The sequence below is a fragment of the Streptomyces sp. GLSS-08 genome (assembly GCF_056387915.1).
The window spans coordinates 280,395-306,028 of record NZ_JBWJAQ010000008.1 but is presented as its reverse complement, the minus strand read 5'-3'; the positions used below and the strand labels follow the sequence as shown (position 1 = coordinate 306,028).

Here is a 25,634-nt window from a genome sequence, read left to right as displayed (position 1 = left end):
GTTCGGTCGGGGTCAGGCGGGGGTGATGTTCTCCGCCTGGGGGCCCTTCTGGCCCTGGGTGATGTCGAAGGTCACCGCCTGGCCTTCCTGGAGCTCACGGAACCCGGTCGCGTTGATGTTGGAGTAGTGCGCGAAGACGTCCGGCCCGCCGCCGTCCTGCGCGATGAAGCCGAAGCCCTTTTCGGCGTTGAACCACTTGACGGTTCCGCTGGCCATGCTGATGCCCTCCAGTTGAGATCGGGATCCGCACCGCGCGGGCCCCGGAGGTGATCGCCCGGGCTCACCGTCACAGCAAAGCGCCCGCGCCGGAGCGCGGGCAGGTACGGCGAACCACGACATCTGACGAAGACGCTACACGGCGAAACCGGCCCCCACCAGAGAGCGAGGAGAAGATCCGGAGAGAAATTCGTGCCTCCGTTCGGGCTCAGGTGCGGGCGGGGGCGGGCCGCGCGTCGCCACCGGGCACCGGCGGCTCGAAGGCGCGGGCCACGGCGAGGCTGTCCTCGTACACGTGGTGCCGGGTGACGAGACCGTCCTCGACGGTGAGGTGCAGGGCGAACCGGGCCCGGTAGTCCCGTCCGGTGACCGCCGCCGTCTGCCGGATCTCGCCCAGCACGACCGCCTCGTCCCCGTCGACGAGGACGCGCTCGACCTCGGTCGCCGCCCGGCCGGGCACATGATGCGCGCCCAGCTCACGGTAGTGCGCGGCGGCGTCGGCCCGCGTGGACCGGTGGCGGATCCAGGGGGTCGCGGCCCGCCCGTGCTCGTCCTCGGGCCAGCTGAGCTTCCAGTCGCTCGTCTCCGCGTACAGCGCGGCGATCCGCTCGGGGTCGCCCTCGCCGATCCGGCGCAGCAGTTCCTCGATCGCGGCACGCGTGGCGGGGGTCCGGTCGGTGGCTGCGGACATGGGCTCGCTCCCTCTTCTGTGCGGTGGGCCGGCCCGCGGCTTGTGTCCCTCGGTGCGCGGCCCGGACGTCCTGACGACGCGTCCACCGTGCCCGACGCCGGCGGCAGGGTCGATTACCCGTCGGGTAAGGGCGTGGATGACTTGCGTGCGACCCGGTGTTGAATCTTGACTGGACGACGCCAGTACGACGCGACGATGGGACGGCAGACATGCCTCTTCAGGGCGAGTACGAACCCAGCCCGACGCAATGGGTCCGCGAGCAGGTGGAGTTGTACGAGAGCTCCGGCGGGACCCGGGGGACGACCCTGGGAGACACGGGCCTCCCGGTCATCATCCTCACGACCAAAGGTGCCAGGAGCGGCAAGATCCGCAAGACCCCGCTCATGCGGGTGGAGCACGAAGGGAGCTACGCGGCCGTCGCCTCGCTGGGCGGCGCGCCCAAGCACCCCGTCTGGTACCACAACGTGAAGTCCGACCCGCATGTCTCGCTCCAGGACGGTCCGGCCCACCTTGATCTGACCGCCCGTGAGGTCACCGGCGAGGAGAAGGCCCTCTGGTGGGAGCGCGCGGTCGCCGCCTACCCGGCGTACGCCGACTACCAGAAGAACACCGACCGCGAGATCCCCGTCTTCGTGCTGGAGCCGACGGGCTGAGCCCACCCGGCTCCCGAGCACCCGTACGCCCGGGAACCGGTCCGCGTGGCCTCGGGCCCCGGGGCCGCCCACGTCAGACCCCGCCGCGCTCCCCCGTCGCGGCGGGGCTCTCCGCCGCCGCCTTCCGTGCGGCACGCGCGTCCGTCACGTCGAGGAATATCTGGTCGGCCGCCGGCACCAGGTGGGCGACGGACCGCTTGATACGGACGGCGACGTCCTCCACCTCCTCGCTGTCGAGCCCGGGGACCAGGTCGACGCGGGCGGCCACCAGCGTGGAGTCGAGGCCCATCTTCATGGTGAGCAGCGCCTCCACACTGTCGATCTCGGGCTGTGCCGCCAGCACGGCGCGGATCCGGTCGCTCAGCTCCTCGTCGGCCGCCTCCCCGACGAGCTGGGCGCGGGCGTCGCGGCCCAGCCAGAAGGCGACGCAGACGAGCAGCGCGCCGATGGCCAGCGAGGCCGCGGCCTCCCACACGACCTGCCCGGTGACCATGTGCAGCGCCATGCCGACGATCGCGAGCGCCACGCCGAGCACCGCGGTGCCGTCCTCGGCGACGACGGTGCGCAGCGCGGGGTCGCGCAGTTTGCCGCCCTGCTTGCGCACCTGGTGCAGCGCCCGCACCAGGGAGGCGCCCTCCGCCACCAGGGCCACCCCGAGGACGACGAGGCCCGTCACATAGCCGGAGAACGACTCCTCGGCGCCGCTCCTGAGTGCCTCGACGCCCTGGAAGACGGAGAAGCAGCCGCCCATCACGAAGATCCCGACGGCCGCGAGCAGGGACCAGAAGAACCGCTCCTTGCCGTAGCCGAAGGGATGGCGCCGATCGGCGGGACGGCGGCTGCGGCGCAGGGCCGCCAGGAGGAAGACCTCGTTCAGACTGTCGGCCACCGAGTGCGCCGCCTCGGAGAGGAGCGCGGGCGAACCGGACACCAGACCGCCCACCGCCTTGGCGACGGCGATCAGGAGGTTGGCGCCCAGCGCCACCAGGACGGTGACGCGTGTCCTGCGGTCCGAATTGTTCGGCTGTTGCGTCGAGTCGTTGGTCACAGGCCCCGGATGCCCGAGCCGGGCACGCTCACACGGTGACGTCGGCGGAAATCGGGGAACCGTCGCGACGGGATCGTGCCGCTGGGCCCGGATCCGTCCGGCCGGCTGACACGGCGTCACCGGGCGGAAACTCGGCGTCCGCCCGTACGGCGACGGGACGCGGCCGGGCCCGGTGCGCGAGAGTGGGAGACACCGGCACAGGGGCGGCCCTGATCCACGGAGAGAAGTGTCACCCGACCCCGGCCTGCGTATTCGCCGCCGATAGGGACACACGCCAAGTGTCCGGCGACACCCCGGAGGCCGGCCGAGAGGCAACAAGGAGATCCACATGTCGAAGAAGACGAAGAAGAAGTCGCTCCCCCTCGCGTACAAGCCCGTCGGCTTCGTGCTCGGCTGGGCGGGCGGCACGCTCGCCGGAATGGCGTTCCAGGCCGCCTGGAAGGCCATCCGTCACGAGGACAACGCACCGGACGCGCTGGACAAGGACCGCGGCTGGGGCGAGGTGCTGATCGCGGCGGCCGTCCAGGGCGCCCTCTTCGCCGTCGTCCGCAGCGCGGTGGACCGTACGGGCGCGAAGGCCATCGAGCGCTCGACGGGCGTCTGGCCGACCAGCGACAAGGCCGGCCGGGACTGAGCCCCGGCGGCGCACGGGCACGGAACGTGCCGGTGCCGCCCGGCGGCGGTCCGAGGACCGCCGCCGGGTCTCAGCCCTGCTTGGGGGCCGTGGCGGGGATGAGCCGCAGGGTGAAGGAGTGCCCGGCCGGATCGGCGTAGCCGCGCTCCTCGTAGGGACCGGACGCGTCCTTGGTCTCCAGCGGGCGGCCACCGAGGCTCACGACCCGGCGTTCGGCGTCGTCGAGGTCGCTCACGTGGAAGTCCAGGTGGGCCTGGAGCGAGTTCTCGGGGCGCGGCCAGCTCGGCGGCGTCGCCGTCACATCGCGGCGGAACGCCATCCGGAGACCGTCGGGGGACCTGATCTCGACCCGGTTCGCGGTCGCGTCCGTCTCCTCGGCGTCCAGGAGTTCCTTGTAGAAGGCGGCCAGCTTCTCGGGCTCGGAGCAGTCCAGCACCACGACGCCTGTCACTTCCAGTCCCATGCTTCCTCCGTACGGTCCGGGGCGCGGGTGACGGCGCCACTCGCTGCCCTGCGCTGCCCGGGTACCCCCCGCCCCGGGAGATCAGTCGGGTGCCGGCCCTCCCATCACCCACCTTGCCGTCCAAGTGAGTTGACGAAGCGTCAAGTTTTTTGGGCTCGGTTGCTCCGAGGCCGGGGCGGCCCGGGCACTGGACCTGGTGCGGCGGGGTGTGCTGCCGGGGCCGGAACTGGTGCGCCGCCAGGAGCTCTTGGCGACACTGCTGCTGTTCCGGGACGAGTCACTGGTCGACGCGATGGCCGAACGTCATCTCGGTGCGCTGGACGAGCTGCGCGCGCCGCAGCGGGAACCGCTCGCCTAGACGCTGCTGAGGGCGCTTCCGCCGCAGCGAGCCGGAACGTCAGGCCCGTCGGCCCGAGAGCACTCGGACGCCACTTCCTGGACAGCTGTCCAGATATATTGGACACTTGTCCAGGAAGAGCGTCGTCACGGGAAGTCGGTGGACATGCAAGCGGTCGCGAATGTGCTGGTCGGGCTGGTGGCCTCGCTGCACGTGTACATCCTGGTCCTGGAGATGTTCCTGTGGGAGCGGAAGCCGGGCCGGGGACTGCACGGCTTCGATCCCGAGCTGGCCCGGGCGACGGCCCCGCTGGCCGCGAACCAAGGCCTCTACAACGGCTTTCTGGCCGCCGGTCTGCTGTGGGGTCTGATCGCGGCGGATCCCACCGGGTTCCGCGTCCAGGTGTTCTTCCTCGTGTGCGTCGTGGTCGCGGGGGTGTACGGCGCGGCCACCGCGAACCGCCGCATCCTGGTCGCCCAGGCGCTTCCGGGCGCCCTCGCGCTGGCCGCCGTGCTGGCCGCCCGTTGACGCCGCAGGACGGCCGGAGCCGGGACGGCTCGCGGGACCCGCGTGCCGCGCGCACCAGGGCTCGGCTGCGCGCGGCGCTGCTCGACGAGTGCGCCCGCCGCCCGCTGCAGGAGGTCGGGGTCGCCGCGCTGGTGCGGACGGCCGGGGTCGGCCGGGCCACGTTCTACGTGCACTACGCCGACCTCGAGGCGCTGGCGGTCGACGCCTGCGCCGAGGTCGTACGGGACGCGGTGGACGCGCTGCACGCGTGGCGCGGCCGCCCCGATCCGGTGTCGGCACCGCCCGCCCTGCTCGCCTTCTTCGCCGGACTCGCCCCGCACGCGGCCCTGTACCGCGCACTGTTGAGCCCGGGCGGCGGCGGGCCGCTCGGACGGGTGCTCCACCGCGACCTGCGCGCCCGCAGTCTCACCGAGCGGGAACTCGCCGGTGCGGCGGACGCCCCGCTGGTCGCTTCCGCGGTGGCCGCCACCTTCGCCGGAGTCCTCGCCGACTGGCTGCACGGCCTGATCGAGGCCACGCCGGACGGGATCGCCCACCAGGTCTGGCAATTGCTCGTCGCCCTGCACCGGAGCCGCTGAGAGCGACCGTCCCGGCGCCCGTGCGCCGGGTCTAGCGCACGGCCTGGAACGTACGCCGATAGGCCTGGGGCGAGACGCCGATCGCGGCGTGCAGATGCTGGCGCAGGGAGGCGCCCGTCGCGAAGCCGACCTCGCCGGCGATCTGGTCCACCGGCAGGTCGCTGGCCTCCAGCAGGTGGCGGGCGCGGGCCACGCGCTGCTGGATGAGCCAGCGGCCGGGGCTCATGCCCACCTCGTCGCCGAAGCGGCGGGCGAAGGTGCGCAGACTCATCCGGGCGTGCTCCGCGAGGTCGGCGAGCGTCAGGGGGTCACCGAGGCGTTCGAGGGCCCACTGGCGGGTGGCCGCCGTACCGGCGGCGGAGGGCTCGGGGACCGGCTGCTCTATGTACTGCGCCTGACCGCCGTCCCGCCAGGGCGCCACGACACAGCGGCGTGCCACCTTGTTGGCCAGTTCGCTGCCGTGGTCCTTGCGGATCAGATGCAGGCAGACGTCGACACCGGACGCGGCGCCGGCCGAGGTGAGCACCGTGCCGTCGTCGACGAAGAGCACGTCGGGGTCGAGGTCCACCTCGGGGAACATGGCGCGGAACTCGTCGGCGAGCTGCCAGTGCGTGGTGGCCCGGCGCCCGTCGAGCAGACCGGCCGCCGCCAGCACGAAGGCACCGGTGCAGATCGAGACGATACGGGCACCGGGCCGGATGTGCGCGAGCACGGCCGTCAGCTCGTCGGACAGTCGCGAGGTGACGTACGACGGGGTGATGGGCGGGATCACCACGGTGTCCGCGGTGGCGAGCGCCTCGGGGCCGTGCTCGACGGTGACCGAGAAGTCGGCGTTCGTGCGGACCGGACGGCCGTCGACACTGCAGGTCAGCACCTCGTACCGGCCGTCCGCCGCACCGAAGATCCGGCTGGGGATGCCGAGCTCGAAGGGGTAGATCCCCTCGAGGGCGAGGACCACGACACGCTCCACGGATTGCATGGCACGATCCTATCGGACAGTGGCAATTTTGCCATTTCCCTGGCCCGCGGTCCCCGGCAGGCTGGACCCCATGAGCACTGAGAACACGATGCGCGCCATTCGTCAGACCGTCCTCGGCGGCCCCGAGGTACTGGAGGAGGCAGAGGTGGAGCGGCCCGCCCCGGGACCGAGCGAGGTGCTGGTACGGGTGCGCGCGGCGGGAGTGAACCCGACCGACTGGAAGCACCGGGAGAACGGCGGCTTCCTCAAGGAGCCGCCTTTCGTCCTCGGCTGGGACGTCTCCGGTGTCGTCGAGGCCGTCGGCCTCGGGGTCACCCTCTTCGAGCCCGGGGACGAGGTCTTCGGAATGCTGCCCTATCCGTTCGGCGTCGGGTCGCACGCCGAGTACGTCACGACCCCGGCCCGCTCCCTGGCCCGCAAGCCGGCGTCCGTCGACCACGAGCAGGCGGGCGCGCTCCCGCTCGCGGCGCTGACCGCCTGGCAGGCTCTCGTCGACACCGCCGACGTGCGGCCCGGACAGCGGGTGCTCATCCACGCCGCCGCCGGCGGGGTGGGCCACCTGGCGGTGCAGATCGCCAAGGCGCGCGGCGCGTACGTGATCGGGACGGCCAGCGCGGGCAAGCACGACTTCCTGCGGGAGCTGGGGGTCGACGAGCCGGTCGACTACCGGGAGACCGACTTCGCCGAGACCGTCCGGGACGTCGACGTCGTGCTGGACACCGTCGGCGGTGACTACCGGTTCCGCTCGCTGCGTGTCCTGCGCCCGGGCGGTCTCCTCGTCACGATCCTGCCGAGCGGCGCGACGGACTTCGTCGAGGAGGCCGGCAGGCTGGGTGTCCGGGCGGTGGAGATGCTCGTCGAGGCCGACCACACGGGGATGAACGCGATCGCCGGACTGGTCGAGTCGGGCGAACTGCGCGCGACCATCGCCGGCTCGTTCCCGCTGGCCGAGGCCGCCGAGGCCCACGCCCTCGGCGACACGGGCCGCACGACGGGGAAGCTGGTGCTGACGCTCCCGTAACACGAGAAGGGTTTCTGCGGCTCGGTCCGGACGAGGGCCGAGCCGCACCCGCCCCGCTTTTCGTGCCCCGTCCACCCCCGTTTCCCCCGGCGGCTCGCACGACCCGTCCAGGACTCGCCGATCAATTCCAAGACATATGTCAATCGAACATGCTGGAATTCACTCCCACGGGGGTAACTTGCAGAGCAAGGAACGGTTTTGCAACCACGGGTGCCCGGATGACGTGTCCAACAGAAGTCGTCACCCCGGCCCCCGGTGACTCCGGGCCCCGCGACCAGCAGCGGGGCCAGCAGCCGGTTGGAGGCGATGTCGTCGTGCAGCACGAACCTGCACCCCTCACCCGGCAGCTGCGCATACACCGGTACCGGGGGTACACCGTGCTGGAGCTGCACGGAGAGATCGACATCAGCGCGGCGGTCGACATCGTCCCGGTCCTGGACGCCGAGACCGGTCGCCCGGCACCGCGGATCGTGATCGACCTGCGGCCCGTCGAGTTCTTCGACTGCTCCGGACTGCGTCTGCTCTACCGCGCCCGGCACCGCGTCGCCTCCCGCGGCGGCGAACTGCACCTCGTCTGCACCCACCCGCTCACGCTGCGGATCATCCGCGTCACCGGCCTCGCCCGCGTGCTGCCGCCGTCGGCCTCCCCGGACGAGGCGATCGGCCGCGCCGCAGCGACGTCCCGCTCCGCACCGCTCCCGGGCCTGCCCGAGCAGCCCCTTCCCACGTATCCGGACTGATCCCCCGGGCCTCCCCGGGGGTCCACGCGGGCCGGTTCAGGCGGTCTCGGGGGCGTCGAACAGGGCACTGACCGACTCACCGTTGTGGATCCGGCGGACGGCCTCGGCCAGTGCCGGGGCGATGGACAGGACCCGCAGCTTGTCGGTGCGTTCCCCGGCCGCGATCGGCACGGTGTTCGTGCACACGATCTCCAGGACGTCGGGCTGTTCGCTCAGCCGCTTGAGGGCACCGGCGGCGAAGAGACCGTGCGTGCAGGCGACCCGGATGGAACGCGGTCCCAGCTCCCGCAGCCGCCCCAGAAGTTCCAGCACCGTGCTGCCCTTGGCGATCTCGTCGTCCAGGACGATGACGTCCCGCCCGGCCACGTCACCGATCACGGAACTGATGCTCACCCGGTCGTCCGCGAACCGCTGCTTGGCACCGGCGGCCACCTGGGCCCCGAGCATCCGCGCGAACGCGGCGGCCTCCTTGGCGTTGCCGAGGTCCGGCGACACGACCGTCGTGCGCGACAGGTCGTCACCCTGGAAGTGCGTGGCCAGCTCCCGCAGGGCGTGCAGGTGATCGACCGGCACCGAGAAGAACCCGTGCACCTGCGGGGAATGCAGCGTCATCGCGAGGACGCGGCTCGCCCCGGCCGCCACCATCAGGTCGGCCACCAGCCGCCCGCCGATCGAGATGCGCGGCGCGTCCTTCTTGTCCGAGCGGGCGTAGGCGTAGTGCGGCATGACCACCGTGATGCGCCCCGCCGACGCACCGCGCGCCGCGTCGCACATCAGCAGCAGCTCGACCAGGTGCTCCTGCACCGGCGCCACCAGCGGCTGCACCAGGAACACGTCCCGCTCACGGCAATTGGCCTGAAGCTGCACCTCGAGGCAGTCGTTGGCGAAGCGGCTGACCCGGGCGGGGCTGAGGGGCACGCCCAGATGCGCGCAGACCTCGGCCGCCAGCTCGGGATGGGCACTGCCGCTGAAAACGGCGATGTCACGCACGATCCGCTCCTCCAAGATCAGATCCGGACTGCGCGGCACATGCTACGGGCAGGCCGGCGCGCGCCGACGACCGCCTCTCCCCCGACGAGGGCGGCCGGGTGCCGGACGGCGCCGGCGCGCCCACCTGCGGGGCAATCGGAATCAGGCTCCCGACACGGCCGCCTGGGCGAGAATGCGGGCCGTCTGCTGTCCGGCCCGGACCGCGTGCGCGCAGCGGGAGCGACGGCAGCGGCCGAGCCCGGGATCGAACTCGGTCATGACCACTCCGGCGTGGTCGGTGTCCGGTTCCGTGAGACTGGCGGGCCGTCCCTGGTCGCGCAGTGCCTCCAGCAGCTCACGCGAGTGCAGAGCGGGCACGGCTGTGTCCTCGGTGCCGTGCACCAGGTGTACGGGCGTCGGGGAGGCCGGCCGCTCCTTCAGGTCGTCCAGGGGCACGGTTCCCGTACTGCGGGCCGGGACGTCGTAGCGTCCCGCGACACCGACGACCGCGGAGGGGCGCCAGTCGTCGAACCGGGACGACAGCGCGAGGCCCACGGCCGCCCCCGCGCCGGCGGACCAGCCGGCCACCACCGAGCGGTCCGTGGCGCCGTCGAACCGGGCGGCCCGGCTCCGCATGTAGTCGAGCGAGGCGAGCAGGTCGGCGCGTCCGCGGTCGGCGGCCGTGGGATCCCAGTCGGGGACGAACACCAGCAGGCCGTTGCCCGCCGCCTCCTCGGCCAGGGGAGCCAGCATGTCCTTCTCGTCGGCACCGCTGCCGTGCCAGAGCAGCGCGACGGACACCGGTCCTGCGAGGTGGGGCCGGTAGACGTCGAGGTGCCGCCGGCGGCCGTCCGCCGAGGTGGTGTAGAGCAGGTCGCGGGCGACGGTGATGGACATGTGCGCTGGGGAGACCTTCCGCGGGTTCTGCCGGCGGGGTCGGGCGGCCGGGATCTTTGTCTACCAGCCTCGCCCCGGCACCGGACGGGCGGGGCGGCGGGGCCGGCCCGGGGATTCGGCCGACCCGGCGTTGTGGCGGCGGAATTGGGGGGCACACGGCGTAGAGAAAGGAGGGCTGTCGACATGACGACGTCCACCAAGCAGAAGGCCCCCGAGACGTCCGAGGTCCGGGGCAGAAGGCAGTTGCCCGGCTGGATCAAGGCGCTCGTCGCCTCGATCCTGGTGATCGCGGTGCTGTTCGCCGGCCTGGCACTCAGCGTGCTTCCCGGACTGCGGGACATGTTCGGTGAGGAGACGCACGACCGGACGGGACCCGCGCTCCTGAAGTCCATCCAGGACATGAGCAGGTACGAGGCCGCCTCGGGCAACTTCCAGGTGGTCGTGGACCTGGAGAAGGACGCCAAGCTCCTGCCGGACGCCGTCCGCGGCACCCGCACCCTGTACGTGGGCGCCGGCACCGTGGACGCCTACGTCGACCTCGGCCGCCTGGACAAGAAGGACGTGTCCGTCAACGACGACCGCACGTCGGCCACGATCCGGCTGCCGCACGCCGCGCTCGGCAAGCCTTCGCTCGACGCCGACCACTCCTACGCCGTCTCCAAGCAGCGCGGCCTCCTGGACCGGCTCGGCGACTTCTTCTCCGACAACCCCAACAGCGAACGCGCCGTGCAGAAGCTCGCGGTCAAGCACATCGGCGAGGCAGCGGACGACAGTGAACTCGCCGCACGCGCCGAGGAGAACACCACGAGCATGCTCAAGGGCCTGCTGGGCTCGCTCGGCTTCAAGGAGGTGAAGGTCACGTACGGCGCCGCCTGATCACACCGTGCGCACGCCCCCGCGGGACGCCGCCTCTCCACCTGGCGGCGCCCGGGGAACGGGCGGAGCATGGTGGTGAGGGGTCCGGTCGACGTGGGCGCCGGCCCGAGGACGCCGCGGAGGAGACGAGCACCGGCCCCGGCAGGTGTCGGGCACGGCCCGACCGAAGGGAGCCGTGATGCTTGAGGTCAAAACGGTCGACAAGCCGGACGAGCGGCGCGATTTCCCCCGCGGCCACCTGGAGGCGGTCCACCTCACCGGGCTGGACTTCGCCGTCGGGACCTTCGAGCCCGGGTGGCGCTGGTCCGAGTCCGTGGGGCCGATCGCGGGCACGGAAAGCTGCCGGATCCACCACAACGGGTTCGTCGTCCAGGGCCGGATGCGCCTGCTCATGGACGACGGCGCGGAGAGCGAGGTCGGCCCCGGCGACGTCTTCGTCTGCCCGCCGGGACACGACGCCTGGGTGGTGGGGGACGAACAGGTGATCCTGTACGACTTCGCCGGCGGCATGGCGCAGGACTACGCGAAGGCGCGGAACGCCTGAATCCGGTCCACCGGGACAGTTCCGGTCCACGGGGCGGGGTCCGGCGGAGTGAGAACATCACTCCGCCGGACCCCGTCCCGTTTCGGCGCCACCTCACCGAAAGACCCGGGCCGCAGCCCGCTTGGATCCGGTGAGGCGGGGGAATACGGGCAGACGGCGAGGGAGGGAGCCGCGGTCCGTGGCGTTCACGGACTGACGGCACTCCGGACGAATCCGCGCCCGCGGCTGCTGCCCGACCGGGCATCCGCCGCCGCATCGCGGGTAATCGCGTTCATCCACAGGGCAGTTGTCACCAGGAGGCTGGAATGGTTCGTACGGCGTTGGGCTTGCGGGGTTTGCGCACCACGCGTGCCGCGAAATCCGAGCGGCGGTCGCCGGAACCACCGCGGGAGGCAGCACCCCGGGAGCGGCGCGGACTCCCCTTCCTGGTACGCGTGCTGGTCACCCTGCTGGCGTTCGCGGCCATGGTGGCGTTCGCGGCCGTACTGGCGAAGCTGACGCTCCAGCCGTCGCCGGCCTCGGAGGCGATGACCCACAACAACCTGCATCCGGGCCGCTCCCTGCGCGCGTACCTCAACCAGCCGGCGCTGTACGACGCCGTGAAGCAGGTCGGCGGAAACATTCTGCTGGGTGTGCCCTTCGGTGTGCTGCTGCCCATGCTGGCGCCCAAGACCCGGGGACTGCTGCGGGTGGTGCTGCTGACCGCCGTGGTGATGCTGCTGGTCGAGGTGGTGCAGGGGGCGTTCCTCACCGGGCGCGCCTTCGACATCGACGACGTCATCCTCAACACGAGCGGGGCGCTGATCGGTTACCTGCTGCTGGGCCGGCGGCTCGGCCGGGCTGTGCACCCCCGCCGCCCCCGCCGCGACTGACCGGAGCCGCGGGGAAGATGGTCCGGACCTAAGTCTTGACACCCCCTTACCTCACTTCTTAAATCAAGAGGCGAAGCGTGCACCCCCCACCTCGCATCCCCCGCCTCGATCGGCATGCCCGCCCGCACGGGCCGCCGCAAAGAAGGGAGAGTCATGGACTCCCCGCGCCTGCTCCGCCGATGTCTTCTCGCCGCTCTGTCCGCCGTGTTCGCCGCTGCCGCCGCCGTCGTTCCCGCGCACGCGGGTCCCCGGGCGGCGGCAGCGGCCGTGACGTTCTCGGACACCTTCGACGGTCCCGCCGGATCGGCCGTCAACTCCTCGAAGTGGCAGATCGAGACCGGCGACAACGTCAACAACCACGAACGGCAGTACTACACGCCGGGCAGCAACAACGCCGCCCTGGACGGCCAGGGCCATCTGGTGATCACCGCCCGCAAGGAGAACCCGGGCAACTACCAGTGCTGGTACGGCCGTTGCGAGTACACCTCGGCGAGGCTGAACACGTCCGGCAAGTTCACCAGCACCTACGGCCACGTCGAGGCGCGGATGAAGATCCCGCGCGGGCAGGGCATGTGGCCGGCGTTCTGGATGCTCGGCAGCGACATCGGGCAGGTCGGCTGGCCCAACTCGGGCGAGATCGACGTCATGGAGAACGTCGGCTTCGAGCCCTCCACCGTCCACGGCACGCTCCACGGCCCCGGTTACTCCGGATCGGGCGGCATCGGCGCCGGCTACACCCTGCCCGGCGGCCAGGCCTTCGCGGACGCCTTCCACACCTTCGCGGTGGACTGGGCGCCCGACTCGATCTCCTGGTCGGTCGACGGCACGGTCTACCAGCGCCGCACGCCGGCCGACCTGGGCGGCAAGACCTGGGTGTTCAACAAGCCGTTCTTCCTGATCCTGAACCTGGCGGTCGGCGGCTACTGGCCCGGTGACCCGGACGGCTCCACGTCCTTCCCGCAGCAGCTCGTCGTGGACGAGGTGAAGGTGACGACCAGCGACTCGGCCGGCACCGCGGGCCCGATCACGGGTCTCGCCGGCAAGTGCGTGGACGTGGCGGGGGCCAGCGCGGCCAACGGCACCCCCGTACAGCTCTACGACTGCAACGGCACCGCCGCCCAGAAGTGGACGGTGTCCTCGGACGGCACGATCCGCGCCCTGGGCAAGTGCCTCGACGTCACCGGCAACGGCACGGCGAACGGTTCGACCGTCCAGCTGTGGGACTGCGCCGGGAGCCCGAACCAGAAGTGGGTGGTCACCTCGGCCCGCGACATCGTGAATCCCCAGGCCGACAAGTGCCTGGACGTGACCGGCAACAGCTCGGCCAACGGCACGCGGCTGCAGGTCTGGACGTGCTCCGGCGGCGCCAACCAGAAGTGGACGGTGGGTTAGACCGTCCGGACGGGCGGCGGTGGGTCCGGCGGGGGGTCGCCCCGGCCGGACCTTCTCCCTTTCCTCGGCTCCCCCGGTCTTCGGGACCTCGGGACCTCGGGACCTCGGCTCGGGGAAGGGCCGGTCAGGCACTAGGTGTAGTGCTTACGAGCGTTGTCGACACTGGCCGATGCGCACCGGCGCCGGACCCTCCCCCATTGACCCTGGCAGCGCCTCGCGATTGGCTCCCCTGGCTCGGTCAGGCACGATCCACCGCTTCGACAAGGGGAGTTGCATGCGCCATCTCAGACACATGGCCGTCGTGGCGGCGGTCTTGGGAACTTGCGCGACAGCGGCGCTGCCGGCGTCCGCCGCATCGGACGGGCACGGCGGGCGCACCGAGCGGGTGAGCGTGGCTGCCGGCGGCACGGAGGCCAACGGCGAGTCGGGGCAGGCGACGATCAGCGGTGACGGCCGCGTCGTCATCTTCGGCTCGCAGGCCGACAACCTGATACCCGGCGACACCCAGAAGGGCGGCCTTCTGCTGAAGGAGCTGCGCACCGGCAAGGTGGAGCGGGTCGACGTGGCCGCGGACGGCGCACCCGCGAACGGCTCCACGGGGGACGCCGCGGTCAGCGGCAACGGACGGTTCGTCGTCTTCAGCTCGGACGCGACGAACCTCGTGCCCGGCGGCGACCCCACCGGCAGTACCGAGGTGTACGTACGCGACCGCTGGATGAGGCGTACGGAAGTCCTCATCGGGGACCGGCCGCACGAGCGCGTCGAGGACGGTGAGCCGTCGATCAGCGCGGACGGCCGCTTCGTCGCGTTCCTCTCCACGCGCAGCGACCTGGTGCCGGGGGACACCAACGGCGCGCAGGACGTGTTCGTGAAGGACAGGTGGCGCGGGACCGTCAAACGTGTCAGCGTCGCCTCCGACGGCACGCAAGGAGACGCCTACTCCATCTCTCCGGTGATCAGCGCGGACGGCAGCCGGGTCGGGTTCAAGAGCAGGGCGTCCAATCTGGTCCCCCAGGCGGGCGCTGACCGGGACGCGCCGGCGCGGCCCCGGGCCCAGGTGTTCTACGCGCACGACATGCGCACCGGCCGCACCCAGTTGGCTGCACGCACTCTCCCTGGCTCACAAGTGGCGGTCCTCACCAACATCGGCCTGAGCCCGGACGGGCGCTATGCGCTGTTCATGAGCGGCAACGGCAACATCGTCGCCGACGACACCAACGGCACCACGGACGCCTTCGCGACGGATCTGCGCACAGGCGTCACCCGGCGGCTGAGCGTGGCCGCCGACGGCGCCGAGGCCGACGACATCTCGTACGGCCGCGTGGCGATGAGCGCCGACAATCGGCGCGCGTTCTTCACCTCTGCTGCCTCCAACCTGGTGCCCGGTGACACCAACGGCAACGAGGACGTCTTCGTACGCGACCTGCGCACCGGCGCTGTGGAACGCGTCAACGTCGCGTCCGACGGAACGCAGGCCAACGCGTTCACACTGAATTTCAGCGTTGATCTGGCCGGCCGCACGGCGGTGTTCGACAGCACGGCGAGCGATCTCGTCCCCAAGGACGGCAATGGGGTGAGCGACGTCTTCCTGCGCCGCCTGCGATGAGTGCAGCGGAGGACCAGAGGCCGGCAGTGCGCCTCGGATGCGAGGTGGATCTTCGTGGTCAGTCCTTCGCGGGACCCTCCGATGGCACGGCCGTGCGGCTGGCCTTCCGGGGCCCCTTTTGCGGGCGCCGGAAGACGAACAAAGCGGCTCAGTGGGGATGCCAGGTGAGCTTGTCGCCGCCGACCCAGCGGACGACGTCCGGGTCGTCGAGGTCATGGACCGTGATGCCGTAGGCCGCGGCGGCCACCAGGACGTCGGTCAAGGCCCTGGCCTCGCCGACCACCTCGCCGTCGATCTCGACGATGCGGAACGGCGGCCTGCCCGGCTGCACCCCGAGCACCATGATCCGCGGGGTGGACATGTAGGGGCTCGCGCTTTCGGTCATGTCTAGAGCGTAGAGCGGTTCTCCCGGGTCAGTGGTGGGCCCGGGAGGCGGTCGTCACCACGTCGGCCCGGTGTGGAGCCGGAGGGGCGAGGGGCCCGTGTTCGCCCAGCCGGGTGAGCCCGTGCCGTCGTAAGTTGCTGCGGCTGCCGGCAGGCGGCCCTGCCGTAGCGCCCGCCCCTCGGCCGGTGCGCGGGCGGGCCCACCGCTTCGCCGGGTCCGCCGTGCGGGCCGGCGGCGGCTGGGCAAGGCTGGAGGGAGGAGGTGTCGATGGACCCCGTCGAGGCACTGGACCGGATCGCGTTCCTGCTGGAGCGGGCCCAGGCCCCCACGTACCGCGTCCGCGCGTTCCGTGCCGCGGCCGAGGTGCTGGGCGCGCTGCCCGAGGACGAGCTCAGGGAACGGGCGACAGCGGGGACCCTGGAGTCCCTGAAAGGGGTCGGGCCCAAGACCGCGCAGGTGGCGCGCGAGGCACTCGCCGGTGAGGTGCCCGGCTACCTGGAGAAGCTGGAGGCCGAGGCCGACGCGCCGCTCGCCGAGGGCGGCCAGGAGCTGCGGGCACTGCTGCGCGGCGACTGCCATCTGCACTCCGACTGGTCGGACGGCGGCAGCCCGATCGAGGAGATGGGCCGGGCCGCGGCACGGCTCGGGCACGAGTGGGCGGTGCTCACGGACCACTCCCCCCGGCTCACCGTGGCACGCGGGCTGTCCCCGGAACGGCTGCGCGAACAGCTGGACGTGGTGGCGGAACTCAACCGGCGGTGGGCGCCGTTCCGGCTGCTCACCGGCATCGAGTGCGACATCCTCGACGACGGCTCGCTCGACCAGGAACCGGAGCTGCTGGAGCGGCTCGACGTGGTGGTCGTCTCCGTGCACTCCAAGCTGCGCATGGACGCCCGCCCGATGACACGGCGCATGGTGGCCGCCGTACGCAATCCGCACGCGGACGTCCTCGGGCACTGCACGGGCCGCCTGGTCACCGGACGGGGGCGGCCGGAGTCCGAGTTCGACGCGGACGAGGTCTTCGCCGCCTGCGCCGAGGCGGGGACGGCCGTGGAGATCAACAGCCGTCCCGAGCGGCTCGACCCGCCGCGGCGGCTGCTGCGCAGGGCGGTCGGGACGGGCGTGCTGTTCTCCGTCGACACCGACGCACACGCGCCGGGCCAGCTGGACTGGCAGATCCACGGCTGCGCGCGGGCCGAGGAGTGCGGGGTGCCCGCCGAGCGCGTGATCACCACCTGGACGGCGGACGAGCTGCTGTCCTGGACCAGGAACAGGACGACACCGCGACGCGTGGCAGGCCCCTGACGTGGTACCCGTGCGACGTGAGAGGAGATCACATCTGATGGAACGGGCAGCCGTGTTCGATGTCGACGGCACTCTCGTCGACACCAATCACCTACATGTGACGACCTGGTGGGAGGCCTTTCGACAGGCCGGGCACCAGGTGCCGATGCACGACATCCACCGGGCGATCGGGCTGGGCTCCGACGACCTGGTCCCCCACCTGCTCGGCGAGGACCGCGACCCGGACGAGGACGAGACGCTGAGCCAGGCGCACAAGACCCTCTACGGGACCTACTTCGACCGCCTGCCCCCGATGCGGGACGCCGGGCGGCTGCTGCGGCGACTGGCCGACGACGGCTGGGCCGTGGTGCTGGCCACCTCGGCGGGCGGGGCCGAACTGGGTGCGCTGCGCCGGGCGATCGACGCCGACGACGCCATCAGGGCGACGGCGAGCGCCGACGACGTCGACCAGGGCAAACCGGCGGCGGAACCGGTCGAGCACGCCCTGGAGCTGGTCGGTGTGCCGCCCGAGCGTGCGGTGTTCGTCGGCGACACCGTATGGGACATGCGCACGGGCACCCGGGCCGGCGTGACCACCGTGGGCGTCCTGTCCGGCGGCATTCCGCGCGCCGACCTGGAGGAGGCCGGGGCCGGCTCGGTCTACCGGGACACGGCCCACCTGCTCGCCAAGCTGGCGGACAGCCCACTGGCTCCGGACGCGTGAGCGGCGCGGTGCCGCCCTTGGACGGCGGCACGCGGGCCTGAAGCCCCGGCGGGCCGGCCGGACACCTCCGCCGGGGCGGTGCCCGCTGGGGCGAAGCCGTGCGCGGCGGGTCGGCTCAGGGCGCGCGGCCGGTCGGCTCAGGACGCCGGGGCCGCCCTGCGGAGGTTCGTGATGCAGGTGCTGATGGCCGCCTGGAGCTCCTCCAGGCGCTGGAGCATGTCGTCCTCGTAGATGTCGTCGATGTCCTCGACGTCGTCGAAGGTCAGCTCCTCGAAGACCTTCGTCGCCCGCTGGAGGCTGCTGTAGAACTTCGTACGGCGTTCCTGGACCCGCAGCTCGGGGTCGGCCTCGACGGTCTGGACGACGAGGCTCCTGACGGTGTCGTAGGCCTCGGTGGCCCACTGTCCGGCCTCTTCGTCCTCGTCCAGTTCGTCGATGAGGGACAGGTGTCGCTCGGCCTCCGCGCGCAGTGCGGCGGGGGCGTCGATGGTCTGCCCGGCCGGCGTCTTGACCTGGCCGTTCTCGACGATCTGGCGGACGTAGCCGATCCGGTCGGCGGCGCGGGTCTCGGTGGCGACGGCCTTCTTCAGGTCGTCGGTGCGCGCGATGTCCCGGGCCAGCTCGGTCTGGAGCGCCGGGTCCTCCTTCAGCCGGTCCAGGAGGGCCGACCGCGCGGCCTGGGCGGTGGAGGGGTCGGCGAGGATCGCGGCCCGCAGCGCGGTGGGGTTCTCGGCGACCTCCAGGGCCTTGGTCGGCCGGATGCCCTCGGCCTCCGCCGCCGCGGTGATGGCGGTCCCGCGCTCCGAGGCGGCGCTCGAGCGGGAGGCGTAGTACATCAGCCAGGCGTCGGAGTCCGGCAGGTCGACGTCCTGCCCCGGGGCCAGCACCTCGAAGTGCGGGACGAGACCGTCGTCGGCAGCCTTGTCCCATGCCTTGTAGTAGCGCATGACCCGCTCGGCCGAGCATCCGGCCAGTCCGGCGAACTCCCGCGCGGAGATCTTGGGGGTCTCCCCCGCCGACTGCCCGCCGGGGCGCACGCTGCGCGCCACCTTCAGTGCGAACGCCCAGCCGCCGGTCCGCGCGTAGACGCCGAACTCCCGCGCGTCCCGCGACACCCGCTGGTCCACCGGGCCGTCCGGGGCGGCGGACTCGTCCACCGGCTCCTCCGGCCCGGCCGGCTCGTCCACCGGGACCTCCTGGCCGGACGCGGCATCCCGGCCGGACTGTGCATCCTGTGCGGACGGGGCGTCCTGCCCGGACGGCGCTCCCGCGTCCCAGAAGTTCTCCTCGGCGGACGTCTCGTCGGTGGACGGAACGGCCGTTCCGGGCGCGGCGCTCGCTACGGACACAGGGGACTCCCCAGCTCGGTGCGGATGACAAGAGGCGGAGCGAGCAGCCTATATGAGCCCCTTCACTCGCCTTTGTTCACCGCCTCCCGGGCCCGTGACCCAGATCACCGCCCACTCCCCCCTTCCGGGGAACACCCACCGGTAGTTACCCGTTGAACCAACCGTGGGTGCGGATGGGACAGTGTCCCCGGGCCTCACCTATTGCCCACAGGGACGATCGTCCGGCTGAAGCCCTGTGGAGCGTCTCGCCGAGAGGCGACCGCCATGCGCGCCCACGTCAGGACCGCCCCGACCGAGATTCCCCCGTCCCGGTCGGGGCTTTCTGCGTCCCGGGGCCGCCGCGGGGAGAGCCGGCAGCCGTGTCCGCTTGACTTCGAGTGCTCTCCAATTCGTAGCGTGCCCGGCATGAGCACTGCACAGCACAAGATCGGCTCGGGCTTCGGCGCCCGCAGCACCGCCGACGACGTCCTGCACGGCACCGACCTCACCGGGAAGCTCGCGCTCGTGACGGGCGGCTACTCGGGGCTCGGCCTGGAGACGACACGATCCCTCGTGAAGGCGGGCGCCCGCGTCGTCGTCCCCGCCCGGCGGGTGTCCGTCGCCCAGGAGGCCCTGGCCGGCCTCGACGGGGTCGAGGTGGACGAGCTGGACCTCGGCGACCTCGACAGCGTGCGCGGCTTCGCCGAGCGGTTCCTGGCCACGGGCCGGGGCCTCGACATCGTCATCGGCAGCGCCGCGGTCATGGCCTGCCCGCAGACGCGGTTGGGACCCGGCTGGGAAGCGCAGTTCGCGACCAACCACCTCGGCCACTACGCCCTCGTCAACCGGCTGTGGCCGGCCGTCGCCCCGGGCGGCGCCCGCGTGGTGTCCGTCTCCTCCGCGGGTCACCACTACTCGGGGATCCGCTGGGACGACGTGCACTGGCGGCACGGCTACGACAAGTGGGAGGCGTACGGCCAGGCGAAGACGGCGAACGCCCTGTTCGCCGTGCACCTCGACCGGCTCGGCCGGGACGCGGGCGTACGGGCCTTCTCACTCCATCCCGGCGGGATCCTCACCCCGCTCCAGCGGCACCTTCCCAAGGAGGAGATGGTCCAGCGCGGCTGGATCGACGAGGACGGCACCCCGCTGAACCCCGCGGGCTTCAAGACGCCCGAGCAGGGCGCGGCCACCCAGGTGTGGGCCGCGACCTCGCCGCAGCTGGCCGGGATGGGCGGGGTGTACTGCGAGGACTGCGACATCGCGGAGCCTGCTCCCGCGGACGGCACCCGGACCGGCGTGAGCGCCCACGCGAGCGACCCGGAGCAGGCCGCCCGCCTGTGGCGCCTGTCGGCGGAGCTGACCGGGGTCGACGCGTTCGCGTGAGCGCCGGGCCCCTCACCCGCGGGAGATGAACGCCCGCAGGCGGGCGGCGAGTCGACCGGCGGGGGTGGCGGGGGGTCCGTGGCCGCCGTTCGCGTGGACCGGGTCATCCAGGTCGGCGGTGTCCGTGCGCGGCCTGAGCTGCTCCGTGTGCGGGGAGGTGGCGGCGGAGCCCCGGCCCAGGCGGTCCTCGCCGGTGAGCTGACGGTAGACGGGCCGGCGGCGGAACCGGTCGGACACACCCATTGGCTGCTCCCTGTCGGGGGTCAGGCGGACGACTCGTCTGGGTTGGGGTCCTCGGGGTGGACGGTGTCCGAGCGGTCGCCGCCCCGTCTGCCGGTCCCGGCCTCGTCCGTGTCGGGCACGTCCGAGTCCGACTCGTCCTCGTCGTCCCCGCCCCCGGAGGCCGGGGTGATGTCCAGGGCGTCGTCCTCCCCCTCGTGGGCCTGCTGGTCGGGCAGGTCGCGCGGGATCGGATCGCCGTGCTCGCCGGGACCCTCCATCCGGTGATCGGTCACAACGCGCTCCATTCTTCGGCAGGTCGGCACTCGCCGCACGCGCTCGTGGGCCACGCGCGGGTACCGCGGGAGTCACCGGCGAAACCCGCTGCCGCGGATGAGCCGGGGCCCCGGCCCGTGCCGTGGCCGCGGATGAGCCGGGGCCCCCGGCCCGTGGCCGCGGATCAGTGCGGCGCCCGCACCCGAGGCGCCGCGGAGGAGTGCGGTACCGCCCCGCGGCAGCGGATCAGTGCGGCGCCCGCTCCTCCAGCGCCGTGCGCCAGGCGGGTGACCGCCCCTCCCGTACGGTCTCGGCGCGCCGTCCGCCCCGGGCGAAGAAGTCGGCGAGCGGCAGGATGGCCGCCCCGACCGTGACCGCGTCGGGTCCCAGCCGCCCGAGGTCGATGGTGACGTGCTGGGCGGGGTAGCGCAGCGCGTAGGAGGCCGCGTACCGCCGGACGGCGGGCAGGAAGCGGGAGCCCAGCTGGAGGCCCGCCCAGCCGCCGATGAGGATGCGTTCGGGCTGGAAGAGGTTGATCAGGTCGGAGAGGCCCGCGCCCAGATACTCGGCGGTCTCCTCCAGGACGGCGAGCGCCACGGGGTCGGGCGCCGTCCCGTCGGCCGGGTAGGCCGCGGCGAGCATCGCGGTCAGGGCGGTCTCCTCGTCGACGCCCTCGGGGGGCCGGCCGCCCTCCTCGCGCCAGCGGTCGAGGAGCGCCTCGGCACCCGCGTACGCCTCCAGGCAGCCCAGGGCGCCGCAGCGGCAGCGGCGCCCTCTGACCCGTACGGTCAGGTGCCCCCACTCCACGGCGCGGCCGTGCTCCACCTCCTCGGTCACCAGGCAGGCGCCGACGCCGGAACCGAAGAGGACGACGGCGGCGTTGCGGGCGCCGCGCCCGGCGCCGAACCACATCTCGGCCTGGCCCAGGGTCTTGGCGCCGTTGTCCGTGAAGTACGGGACGCTGTCGGGCAGCCGGCAGGCCGAGCGGAGCAGGGACTCGATCGGGACGGCGTCCCAGCCGATGGTCTGGCCGTGGACCACCGCGCCGCGCTCGGCGGTGCGGGCGACGATCCCGGGGACGCCGATGCCGACGCCGAGGAGGCGTTCGGGCGCGATGTCCGCCGCGGCGAGGACCTCGGCGATGCCGTCGCAGATGTGGCCGACGATGACGTCGACGTCGTAGCCCTGCTGCTCCAGCGGTCTCTCGGTGCGGGCGAGTTCGGTGAGGGTGAGGTCGAAGAGCTCGACGCGTACCCGGGTCTCCCCGACGTCCACGCCGATCATGTGGCCGCTGGCGGGTGCGACGCGCAGCAGGGTGCGCGGGCGGCCGCCGTCGGAGTCGACGCTGCCGGCCTCCTCGACGAGGCCGTCGGCGAGGAGCTCCGCGACCACGTTGCTGATGGAACCGGAACTCAGTCCGGTGGCCGGCCCCAGTTCGTAACGGCTCATCGGCCCGTCGAAATACAACCGTTGCAGCACGGCGGTGCGATTGCCCCGCCGCAGGTCACGCACTGTTCGCCCGTTCCGCCCCGCCATGTGGGTCCCTTCCGGTCCGCCCGACCTGCAAGATACCCCTGCGCGATCCCTTGACGCGACTTTCTTCCCGGTCTTAACTCACGTCGTAAATTAAGCCGTGAGGGGCGTTCGGGAAGTGAACGCGTTGTGCCCGGACCCTCCCCCGGCTGGTTCTCCGGAAAGGGACACCAGAGCCATGCGCAGATTCCGAGCCGCGGCCGCCGGTGCGGTCACCGTCTCCATGCTGACCGCCGTGACCGCCTGTGGCGGCGGCTCGTCGACGGGCGGGGGCGGGTCCAACGACTCGCCGAAGACGCTCACCTACTGGGCATCCAACCAGGGGCCCAGCGTGGAGGCGGACAAGAAGATTCTCACGCCCGAGCTGAAGAAGTTCGAGAAGCAGACCGGGATCAAGGTGAAGCTGGAGGTGGTCCCCTGGTCCGATCTGCTCAACCGGATCCTCGCGGCGACGACCTCGGGCCAGGGCCCGGACGTGCTCAACATAGGCAACACCTGGTCCGCCTCGCTCCAGGCGACGGGTGCGCTGCTGCCCTGGGACGACAGGAACTTCGACAAGATCGGCGGCAGGGACCGCTTCGTGGAGTCGGCGCTCGGCTCGGCCGGCGCGTCCTCCGCCGACCCGGCCGCGGTGCCGCTGTACTCGATGGCGTACGCCCTCTACTACAACAAGAAGATGTTCGCCGACGCGGGAATCTCCAAGCCGCCCGCGACCTGGGACGAGCTCGTCACCGACGGCAGGAAGATCTCCAAGGACGAGAAGTGGGCGCTGGGCGCCGAGGGTTCGAACCTCTCCAACAACATCCACCAGGTCTTCGTCCTCGCCAAACAGCACGGTGCCGACTTCTTCGACGCCGACGGCAAGCCCGACTTCACCTCCGACGGCGCCGTCGCGGCCGTCAAGCAGTACGTCGACCTGATGGCGAAGGACAAGGTCGTCGCGCCCGGCAACGCCGAGTACGCGCAGAACCAGTCGCTCCAGGACTTCGCCAAGGACAAGACGGCGATGGTGCTGTGGCAGACCGCCTCGGCCACCTTCAAGGCGCACGGCATGAGCGACGACGAGTGGGGCGTCGCGCCGGTACCGGTCCGGTCGGGCACCCCGGGGACCGGGACGGCCACCAACTCCATGGTGGCGGGCATCAACATGGCCGTCTTCAAGAACACCAAGAACATCGACGGCGCCACCAAGTTCGTGAAGTTCATGACCAGCGACGGCGAGCAGAAGATCCTCAACAAGACCTACGGCTCCATCCCGCCGGTCAAGGCGGCGCAGGCGGACCCGGCGTTCAACTCCCCGGCCCTCGCGGTCATCAAGGACACCCTCGCCAAGAGCGCGGCGCCGCTGCCGCAGGTCGCCGACGAGTCGCAGTTCGAGACGGCGGTGGGCACGGCCGTGAAGGAGCTCTTCGCGGACGCGGCCGGAGGGCGCGCGGTGACCACCGCCTCGGTGAAGGCCAAACTCGCCAAGGCACAGCAGCAGATGCCGAAGAAGTGAGCACCCGATGACCGCCACTCCCGACGGGGGTACGAGGACGCCCTCCGTGACCACGACTGCCGAAACGAGTGCCCCATGACCGTGACCGCTGCCCCCGAAGCCGGGGAGCGGGCGGTACGCAAGGACTCCCCCGGTGCGGCGCGCGGCCCGCGCCGCACCGGGCGGATCCGCCGCATCGGGCTCCCGTACCTGCTGCTGCTCCCCGCGCTGCTGCTCGAACTCCTGGTCCACCTGGTGCCGATGGTGATCGGCATCCTCATGAGCTTCAAGGAGCTCACCCAGTTCTACATCCGCGACTGGGGCACGGCACCCTGGTCGGGCGTGGACAACTACCGCCTGTCGGTGGACTTCGACGCGCCCATCGGGCAGTCGCTGCTCCACTCGTTCTGGGTGACGTGCGCGTTCACGGTGCTGTCCGTGGGCCTGTGCTGGCTGATCGGCACGACCGCCGCGGTGTACCTCCAGGAGACGTTCCGCGGACGCGGGCTGCTGCGGGCGATCTTCCTGATCCCGTACGCCCTTCCCGTCTACGCGGCCACCATCACCTGGGCGTTCATGTTCCAGCACGACAACGGCCTGGTGAACCACGTGCTGCACGACCAGCTCGGACTCACCGACAAGCCCTCCTTCTGGCTGATCGGTGACAACAGCTTCTACGCGCTGCTCGTCGTCTCGGTGTGGAAGGGCTGGCCGTTCGCCTTCCTCATCGTGATGGCGGGCCTGCAGAACATCCCCAAGGAGCTGTACGAGGCCGCGGCGATCGACGGCGCCGGGATCTGGCAGCAGATCCGCCGGATCACACTGCCGTCACTGCGGCCGGTCAACCAGGTACTCGTCCTGGTGCTGTTCCTGTGGACGTTCAACGACTTCAACACGCCCTACGTGCTGTTCGGCAAGGCGGCACCGGAGGCCGCGGACCTCATCTCGATCCACATCTACCAGTCGTCGTTCGTGACGTGGAACTTCGGCACCGGATCGGCGATGTCCGTGCTGCTGCTGCTCTTCCTGCTCGTCGTGACGGCCGTCTACCTCGTGCTGACCTCCCGGGGAAGGAAGACCGCCGATGTCTGACACCGCCCGCGCGGCCAGGTCGCCGATGGCGGCCCCGCGCTCCTTCCTCTGGTCGCGCCGGATCTTCCTCACCCTGCTCACCGGCTTCGTCCTGCTGCCGGTGTACGTCATGCTCTCCAGCTCCCTGAAGCCGCTGGAGGACGTGTCGGGGAAGTTCCGCTGGGTGCCGAGCGGGCTCACCGTCCGGCCGTACATCGACATCTGGTCGACGGTCCCGCTGGCGAAGTACTTCGTGAACTCGCTGATCGTGGCCGGCGCGGCGACGGTCTGCTCGGTGGTGATCGCGGTCTTCGCGGCGTACGCCGTCAGCCGCTACCGCTTCCGCGGCAAGCGCCTCTTCACCGTCACCGTGCTGTCCACGCAGATGTTCCCCGGCATCCTGTTCCTGCTGCCGCTCTTCCTGCTGTACGTGAACATCGGCAACGCCACCGGCATCGCCCTGTTCGGCTCCCGCGGCGGGCTGATCCTCACGTACCTCACCTTCTCCCTGCCGTTCTCGATCTGGATGCTGATCGGATACTTCGACTCGGTGCCGCGCGATCTGGACGAGGCGGCGACGGTGGACGGCTGCGGGCCGCTCGGCGCGCTGTTCCGGGTGGTGGTGCCGGCGGCGATCCCGGGAATCGTCGCGGTCGCCGTGTACGCCTTCATGACCGCCTGGGGCGAGGTGCTCTTCGCGTCGGTCATGACCAGCGACACCACCCGTACCCTCGCCGTCGGCCTCCAGGGCTACGCCACCCAGAACGACGTGTACTGGAACCAGGTCATGGCCGCCTCCCTCGTCGTCAGCGTCCCCGTGGTCGCCGGGTTCCTGCTCCTGCAGCGCTACCTCGTCGCCGGGCTCACCGCGGGAGCCGTCAAGTGACCGGCTCCTCCCCTCCCGAAA

General features: G+C 71.7%; 30 protein-coding genes. 18 read left to right on the top strand and 12 right to left on the bottom strand.

All coding sequences use genetic code 11. The annotated features are described in order from the left end of the window. Positions 1 to 12: 12 nt before the first annotated feature. Positions 13 to 216: a cold-shock protein gene (locus AC0ZLC_RS17250; protein WP_037622929.1), complete on the bottom strand. Its 204-nt coding sequence runs from the start codon at positions 214 to 216 to the stop codon at positions 13 to 15. A 208-nt stretch (positions 217 to 424) separates the two neighbouring features. Beyond that, positions 425 to 907, bottom strand: a complete 483-nt coding sequence (locus AC0ZLC_RS17245) for a nuclear transport factor 2 family protein (protein WP_476752838.1) — start codon at positions 905 to 907, stop codon at positions 425 to 427. A 209-nt stretch (positions 908 to 1,116) separates the two neighbouring features. Between AC0ZLC_RS17245 and AC0ZLC_RS17240 the strand changes: the two genes are divergently transcribed. Next, positions 1,117 to 1,560, top strand: a complete 444-nt coding sequence (locus tag AC0ZLC_RS17240) for a nitroreductase family deazaflavin-dependent oxidoreductase (protein ID WP_476752837.1) — start codon at positions 1,117 to 1,119, stop codon at positions 1,558 to 1,560. A gap of 73 nt (positions 1,561 to 1,633) precedes the next feature. Here the strand turns inward: AC0ZLC_RS17240 and AC0ZLC_RS17235 are convergent, their stop codons facing one another. After that, complete coding sequence (locus tag AC0ZLC_RS17235) at positions 1,634 to 2,608, bottom strand: cation diffusion facilitator family transporter (RefSeq protein ID WP_476752836.1); 975 nt, start codon at positions 2,606 to 2,608, stop codon at positions 1,634 to 1,636. Between the two features lie 328 nt (positions 2,609 to 2,936). Between AC0ZLC_RS17235 and AC0ZLC_RS17230 the strand changes: the two genes are divergently transcribed. Beyond that, complete coding sequence (locus tag AC0ZLC_RS17230; protein ID WP_476752835.1) at positions 2,937 to 3,242, top strand: DUF4235 domain-containing protein; 306 nt, start codon at positions 2,937 to 2,939, stop codon at positions 3,240 to 3,242. Between the two features lie 70 nt (positions 3,243 to 3,312). On the opposite strand, the gene AC0ZLC_RS17225 is transcribed toward AC0ZLC_RS17230, so the two are convergent. Continuing rightward, a complete protein-coding gene (locus tag AC0ZLC_RS17225; protein ID WP_476752834.1) occupies positions 3,313 to 3,705 on the bottom strand; it encodes a VOC family protein in 393 nt (130 codons plus the stop codon). Positions 3,706 to 3,901: 196 nt separating this feature from the next. Here AC0ZLC_RS17225 and AC0ZLC_RS17220 point away from each other — a divergent pair, with 196 nt between their 5' ends. The 3 genes from AC0ZLC_RS17220 to AC0ZLC_RS17210 all read left to right on the top strand — a co-directional run bounded on the left by AC0ZLC_RS17220 (position 3,902) and on the right by AC0ZLC_RS17210 (position 5,148). Continuing rightward, a complete protein-coding gene (locus tag AC0ZLC_RS17220) occupies positions 3,902 to 4,063 on the top strand; it encodes a hypothetical protein (RefSeq protein ID WP_476752833.1) in 162 nt (53 codons plus the stop codon). 144 nt (positions 4,064 to 4,207) lie between these two features. Beyond that, positions 4,208 to 4,570, top strand: coding sequence for a DUF1304 domain-containing protein (locus AC0ZLC_RS17215; RefSeq protein ID WP_476752832.1), 363 nt, complete (start codon positions 4,208 to 4,210; stop codon positions 4,568 to 4,570). After that, positions 4,567 to 5,148 carry a TetR/AcrR family transcriptional regulator gene (locus AC0ZLC_RS17210; RefSeq protein WP_476752831.1) on the top strand — a complete coding sequence of 194 codons (582 nt, stop codon included), beginning with the start codon at positions 4,567 to 4,569 and terminating at the stop codon, positions 5,146 to 5,148. The genes AC0ZLC_RS17215 and AC0ZLC_RS17210 overlap by 4 nt, the downstream gene beginning before the upstream one ends. A 31-nt stretch (positions 5,149 to 5,179) precedes the next feature. Here the strand turns inward: AC0ZLC_RS17210 and AC0ZLC_RS17205 are convergent, their stop codons facing one another. Next, positions 5,180 to 6,127 carry a GlxA family transcriptional regulator gene (locus AC0ZLC_RS17205; RefSeq protein WP_476752830.1) on the bottom strand — a complete coding sequence of 316 codons (948 nt, stop codon included), beginning with the start codon at positions 6,125 to 6,127 and terminating at the stop codon, positions 5,180 to 5,182. A 70-nt stretch (positions 6,128 to 6,197) separates the two neighbouring features. On the opposite strand from AC0ZLC_RS17205, the gene AC0ZLC_RS17200 reads away from it, so the two are divergent. Beyond that, on the top strand, positions 6,198 to 7,148 hold the full coding sequence (locus AC0ZLC_RS17200; RefSeq protein ID WP_476752829.1) for an NADP-dependent oxidoreductase: 951 nt from the start codon (positions 6,198 to 6,200) through the stop codon (positions 7,146 to 7,148). Between the two features lie 314 nt (positions 7,149 to 7,462). Next, positions 7,463 to 7,888 carry an anti-sigma factor antagonist gene (locus AC0ZLC_RS17195; RefSeq protein ID WP_476752828.1) on the top strand — a complete coding sequence of 142 codons (426 nt, stop codon included), beginning with the start codon at positions 7,463 to 7,465 and terminating at the stop codon, positions 7,886 to 7,888. Positions 7,889 to 7,924: 36 nt separating this feature from the next. Here the strand turns inward: AC0ZLC_RS17195 and AC0ZLC_RS17190 are convergent, their stop codons facing one another. Further along, on the bottom strand, positions 7,925 to 8,878 hold the full coding sequence (locus AC0ZLC_RS17190) for a ribose-phosphate diphosphokinase (protein ID WP_476752827.1): 954 nt from the start codon (positions 8,876 to 8,878) through the stop codon (positions 7,925 to 7,927). A gap of 141 nt (positions 8,879 to 9,019) precedes the next feature. After that, complete coding sequence (locus tag AC0ZLC_RS17185) at positions 9,020 to 9,754, bottom strand: alpha/beta hydrolase family protein (protein WP_476752826.1); 735 nt, start codon at positions 9,752 to 9,754, stop codon at positions 9,020 to 9,022. 183 nt (positions 9,755 to 9,937) lie between these two features. Between AC0ZLC_RS17185 and AC0ZLC_RS17180 the strand changes: the two genes are divergently transcribed. The 5 genes from AC0ZLC_RS17180 to AC0ZLC_RS17160 all read left to right on the top strand — a co-directional run bounded on the left by AC0ZLC_RS17180 (position 9,938) and on the right by AC0ZLC_RS17160 (position 15,044). Beyond that, positions 9,938 to 10,630 carry a DUF4230 domain-containing protein gene (locus tag AC0ZLC_RS17180; protein WP_476752825.1) on the top strand — a complete coding sequence of 231 codons (693 nt, stop codon included), beginning with the start codon at positions 9,938 to 9,940 and terminating at the stop codon, positions 10,628 to 10,630. Between the two features lie 178 nt (positions 10,631 to 10,808). Next, positions 10,809 to 11,174: a cupin domain-containing protein gene (locus AC0ZLC_RS17175; RefSeq protein WP_476752824.1), complete on the top strand. Its 366-nt coding sequence runs from the start codon at positions 10,809 to 10,811 to the stop codon at positions 11,172 to 11,174. 305 nt (positions 11,175 to 11,479) lie between these two features. After that, positions 11,480 to 12,046: a VanZ family protein gene (locus AC0ZLC_RS17170; protein WP_476752823.1), complete on the top strand. Its 567-nt coding sequence runs from the start codon at positions 11,480 to 11,482 to the stop codon at positions 12,044 to 12,046. Between the two features lie 153 nt (positions 12,047 to 12,199). Then, positions 12,200 to 13,438: a ricin-type beta-trefoil lectin domain protein gene (locus AC0ZLC_RS17165; protein ID WP_476752822.1), complete on the top strand. Its 1,239-nt coding sequence runs from the start codon at positions 12,200 to 12,202 to the stop codon at positions 13,436 to 13,438. 274 nt (positions 13,439 to 13,712) lie between these two features. Then, the gene (locus tag AC0ZLC_RS17160; protein ID WP_476752821.1) at positions 13,713 to 15,044 is read left to right on the top strand and encodes a TolB family protein; all 1,332 of its coding nucleotides are present in this window, start codon (positions 13,713 to 13,715) and stop codon (positions 15,042 to 15,044) included. Positions 15,045 to 15,192: 148 nt separating this feature from the next. On the opposite strand, the gene AC0ZLC_RS17155 is transcribed toward AC0ZLC_RS17160, so the two are convergent. Then, a complete protein-coding gene (locus AC0ZLC_RS17155; RefSeq protein ID WP_476752820.1) occupies positions 15,193 to 15,429 on the bottom strand; it encodes a hypothetical protein in 237 nt (78 codons plus the stop codon). Positions 15,430 to 15,696: 267 nt separating this feature from the next. On the opposite strand from AC0ZLC_RS17155, the gene AC0ZLC_RS17150 reads away from it, so the two are divergent. Continuing rightward, positions 15,697 to 16,734 (top strand): PHP domain-containing protein, encoded by a 1,038-nt coding sequence (locus tag AC0ZLC_RS17150; RefSeq protein WP_476752819.1) that lies wholly within the window; start codon positions 15,697 to 15,699, stop codon positions 16,732 to 16,734. Positions 16,735 to 16,771: 37 nt separating this feature from the next. After that, positions 16,772 to 17,437 carry an HAD family hydrolase gene (locus tag AC0ZLC_RS17145; RefSeq protein ID WP_476752818.1) on the top strand — a complete coding sequence of 222 codons (666 nt, stop codon included), beginning with the start codon at positions 16,772 to 16,774 and terminating at the stop codon, positions 17,435 to 17,437. Positions 17,438 to 17,574: 137 nt separating this feature from the next. Here the strand turns inward: AC0ZLC_RS17145 and AC0ZLC_RS17140 are convergent, their stop codons facing one another. Further along, positions 17,575 to 18,594, bottom strand: a complete 1,020-nt coding sequence (locus tag AC0ZLC_RS17140) for a hypothetical protein (RefSeq protein ID WP_476752896.1) — start codon at positions 18,592 to 18,594, stop codon at positions 17,575 to 17,577. A gap of 597 nt (positions 18,595 to 19,191) precedes the next feature. Between AC0ZLC_RS17140 and AC0ZLC_RS17135 the strand changes: the two genes are divergently transcribed. After that, on the top strand, positions 19,192 to 20,151 hold the full coding sequence (locus AC0ZLC_RS17135) for an SDR family NAD(P)-dependent oxidoreductase (RefSeq protein ID WP_476752817.1): 960 nt from the start codon (positions 19,192 to 19,194) through the stop codon (positions 20,149 to 20,151). Positions 20,152 to 20,163: 12 nt separating this feature from the next. Here the strand turns inward: AC0ZLC_RS17135 and AC0ZLC_RS17130 are convergent, their stop codons facing one another. From AC0ZLC_RS17130 to AC0ZLC_RS17120, 3 genes are all read right to left on the bottom strand, one after another. After that, on the bottom strand, positions 20,164 to 20,394 hold the full coding sequence (locus AC0ZLC_RS17130; protein ID WP_476752816.1) for a hypothetical protein: 231 nt from the start codon (positions 20,392 to 20,394) through the stop codon (positions 20,164 to 20,166). A 20-nt stretch (positions 20,395 to 20,414) separates the two neighbouring features. Continuing rightward, positions 20,415 to 20,666 (bottom strand): hypothetical protein, encoded by a 252-nt coding sequence (locus tag AC0ZLC_RS17125; protein ID WP_358852059.1) that lies wholly within the window; start codon positions 20,664 to 20,666, stop codon positions 20,415 to 20,417. A gap of 226 nt (positions 20,667 to 20,892) precedes the next feature. Then, a complete protein-coding gene (locus AC0ZLC_RS17120) occupies positions 20,893 to 22,182 on the bottom strand; it encodes an ROK family transcriptional regulator (protein ID WP_476752815.1) in 1,290 nt (429 codons plus the stop codon). A gap of 175 nt (positions 22,183 to 22,357) precedes the next feature. Between AC0ZLC_RS17120 and AC0ZLC_RS17115 the strand changes: the two genes are divergently transcribed. The 3 genes from AC0ZLC_RS17115 to AC0ZLC_RS17105 all read left to right on the top strand — a co-directional run bounded on the left by AC0ZLC_RS17115 (position 22,358) and on the right by AC0ZLC_RS17105 (position 25,613). Beyond that, positions 22,358 to 23,677: an ABC transporter substrate-binding protein gene (locus AC0ZLC_RS17115; RefSeq protein WP_476752814.1), complete on the top strand. Its 1,320-nt coding sequence runs from the start codon at positions 22,358 to 22,360 to the stop codon at positions 23,675 to 23,677. Between the two features lie 75 nt (positions 23,678 to 23,752). Continuing rightward, positions 23,753 to 24,748 carry a carbohydrate ABC transporter permease gene (locus tag AC0ZLC_RS17110; protein WP_476752813.1) on the top strand — a complete coding sequence of 332 codons (996 nt, stop codon included), beginning with the start codon at positions 23,753 to 23,755 and terminating at the stop codon, positions 24,746 to 24,748. After that, a complete protein-coding gene (locus AC0ZLC_RS17105; RefSeq protein WP_476752812.1) occupies positions 24,741 to 25,613 on the top strand; it encodes a carbohydrate ABC transporter permease in 873 nt (290 codons plus the stop codon). Before AC0ZLC_RS17110 ends, AC0ZLC_RS17105 begins: the two co-directional genes overlap by 8 nt. Positions 25,614 to 25,634 lie beyond the last annotated feature (21 nt).

Bases quoted from the DNA above. Each gene is read 5' to 3' on its own strand.
- AC0ZLC_RS17205 (WP_476752830.1), bottom strand. From the start codon at position 6,127: ATGCAATCCGTGGAGCGTGTCGTGGTCCTCGCCCTCGAGGGGATCTAC.
- AC0ZLC_RS17200 (WP_476752829.1), top strand. From the start codon at position 6,198: ATGAGCACTGAGAACACGATGCGCGCCATTCGTCAGACCGTCCTCGGC.
- AC0ZLC_RS17120 (WP_476752815.1), bottom strand. From the start codon at position 22,182: ATGGCGGGGCGGAACGGGCGAACAGTGCGTGACCTGCGGCGGGGCAAT.
- AC0ZLC_RS17160 (WP_476752821.1), top strand. From the start codon at position 13,713: ATGCGCCATCTCAGACACATGGCCGTCGTGGCGGCGGTCTTGGGAACT.
- AC0ZLC_RS17155 (WP_476752820.1), bottom strand. From the start codon at position 15,429: ATGACCGAAAGCGCGAGCCCCTACATGTCCACCCCGCGGATCATGGTG.
- AC0ZLC_RS17230 (WP_476752835.1), top strand. From the start codon at position 2,937: ATGTCGAAGAAGACGAAGAAGAAGTCGCTCCCCCTCGCGTACAAGCCC.
- AC0ZLC_RS17165 (WP_476752822.1), top strand. From the start codon at position 12,200: ATGGACTCCCCGCGCCTGCTCCGCCGATGTCTTCTCGCCGCTCTGTCC.
- AC0ZLC_RS17175 (WP_476752824.1), top strand. From the start codon at position 10,809: ATGCTTGAGGTCAAAACGGTCGACAAGCCGGACGAGCGGCGCGATTTC.
- AC0ZLC_RS17135 (WP_476752817.1), top strand. From the start codon at position 19,192: ATGAGCACTGCACAGCACAAGATCGGCTCGGGCTTCGGCGCCCGCAGC.
- AC0ZLC_RS17110 (WP_476752813.1), top strand. From the start codon at position 23,753: ATGACCGTGACCGCTGCCCCCGAAGCCGGGGAGCGGGCGGTACGCAAG.
- AC0ZLC_RS17145 (WP_476752818.1), top strand. From the start codon at position 16,772: ATGGAACGGGCAGCCGTGTTCGATGTCGACGGCACTCTCGTCGACACC.
- AC0ZLC_RS17240 (WP_476752837.1), top strand. From the start codon at position 1,117: ATGCCTCTTCAGGGCGAGTACGAACCCAGCCCGACGCAATGGGTCCGC.
- AC0ZLC_RS17250 (WP_037622929.1), bottom strand. From the start codon at position 216: ATGGCCAGCGGAACCGTCAAGTGGTTCAACGCCGAAAAGGGCTTCGGC.
- AC0ZLC_RS17150 (WP_476752819.1), top strand. From the start codon at position 15,697: ATGGACCCCGTCGAGGCACTGGACCGGATCGCGTTCCTGCTGGAGCGG.
- AC0ZLC_RS17215 (WP_476752832.1), top strand. From the start codon at position 4,208: ATGCAAGCGGTCGCGAATGTGCTGGTCGGGCTGGTGGCCTCGCTGCAC.
- AC0ZLC_RS17115 (WP_476752814.1), top strand. From the start codon at position 22,358: ATGCGCAGATTCCGAGCCGCGGCCGCCGGTGCGGTCACCGTCTCCATG.
- AC0ZLC_RS17130 (WP_476752816.1), bottom strand. From the start codon at position 20,394: ATGGGTGTGTCCGACCGGTTCCGCCGCCGGCCCGTCTACCGTCAGCTC.
- AC0ZLC_RS17105 (WP_476752812.1), top strand. From the start codon at position 24,741: ATGTCTGACACCGCCCGCGCGGCCAGGTCGCCGATGGCGGCCCCGCGC.
- AC0ZLC_RS17245 (WP_476752838.1), bottom strand. From the start codon at position 907: ATGTCCGCAGCCACCGACCGGACCCCCGCCACGCGTGCCGCGATCGAG.
- AC0ZLC_RS17180 (WP_476752825.1), top strand. From the start codon at position 9,938: ATGACGACGTCCACCAAGCAGAAGGCCCCCGAGACGTCCGAGGTCCGG.
- AC0ZLC_RS17185 (WP_476752826.1), bottom strand. From the start codon at position 9,754: ATGTCCATCACCGTCGCCCGCGACCTGCTCTACACCACCTCGGCGGAC.
- AC0ZLC_RS17170 (WP_476752823.1), top strand. From the start codon at position 11,480: ATGGTTCGTACGGCGTTGGGCTTGCGGGGTTTGCGCACCACGCGTGCC.
- AC0ZLC_RS17225 (WP_476752834.1), bottom strand. From the start codon at position 3,705: ATGGGACTGGAAGTGACAGGCGTCGTGGTGCTGGACTGCTCCGAGCCC.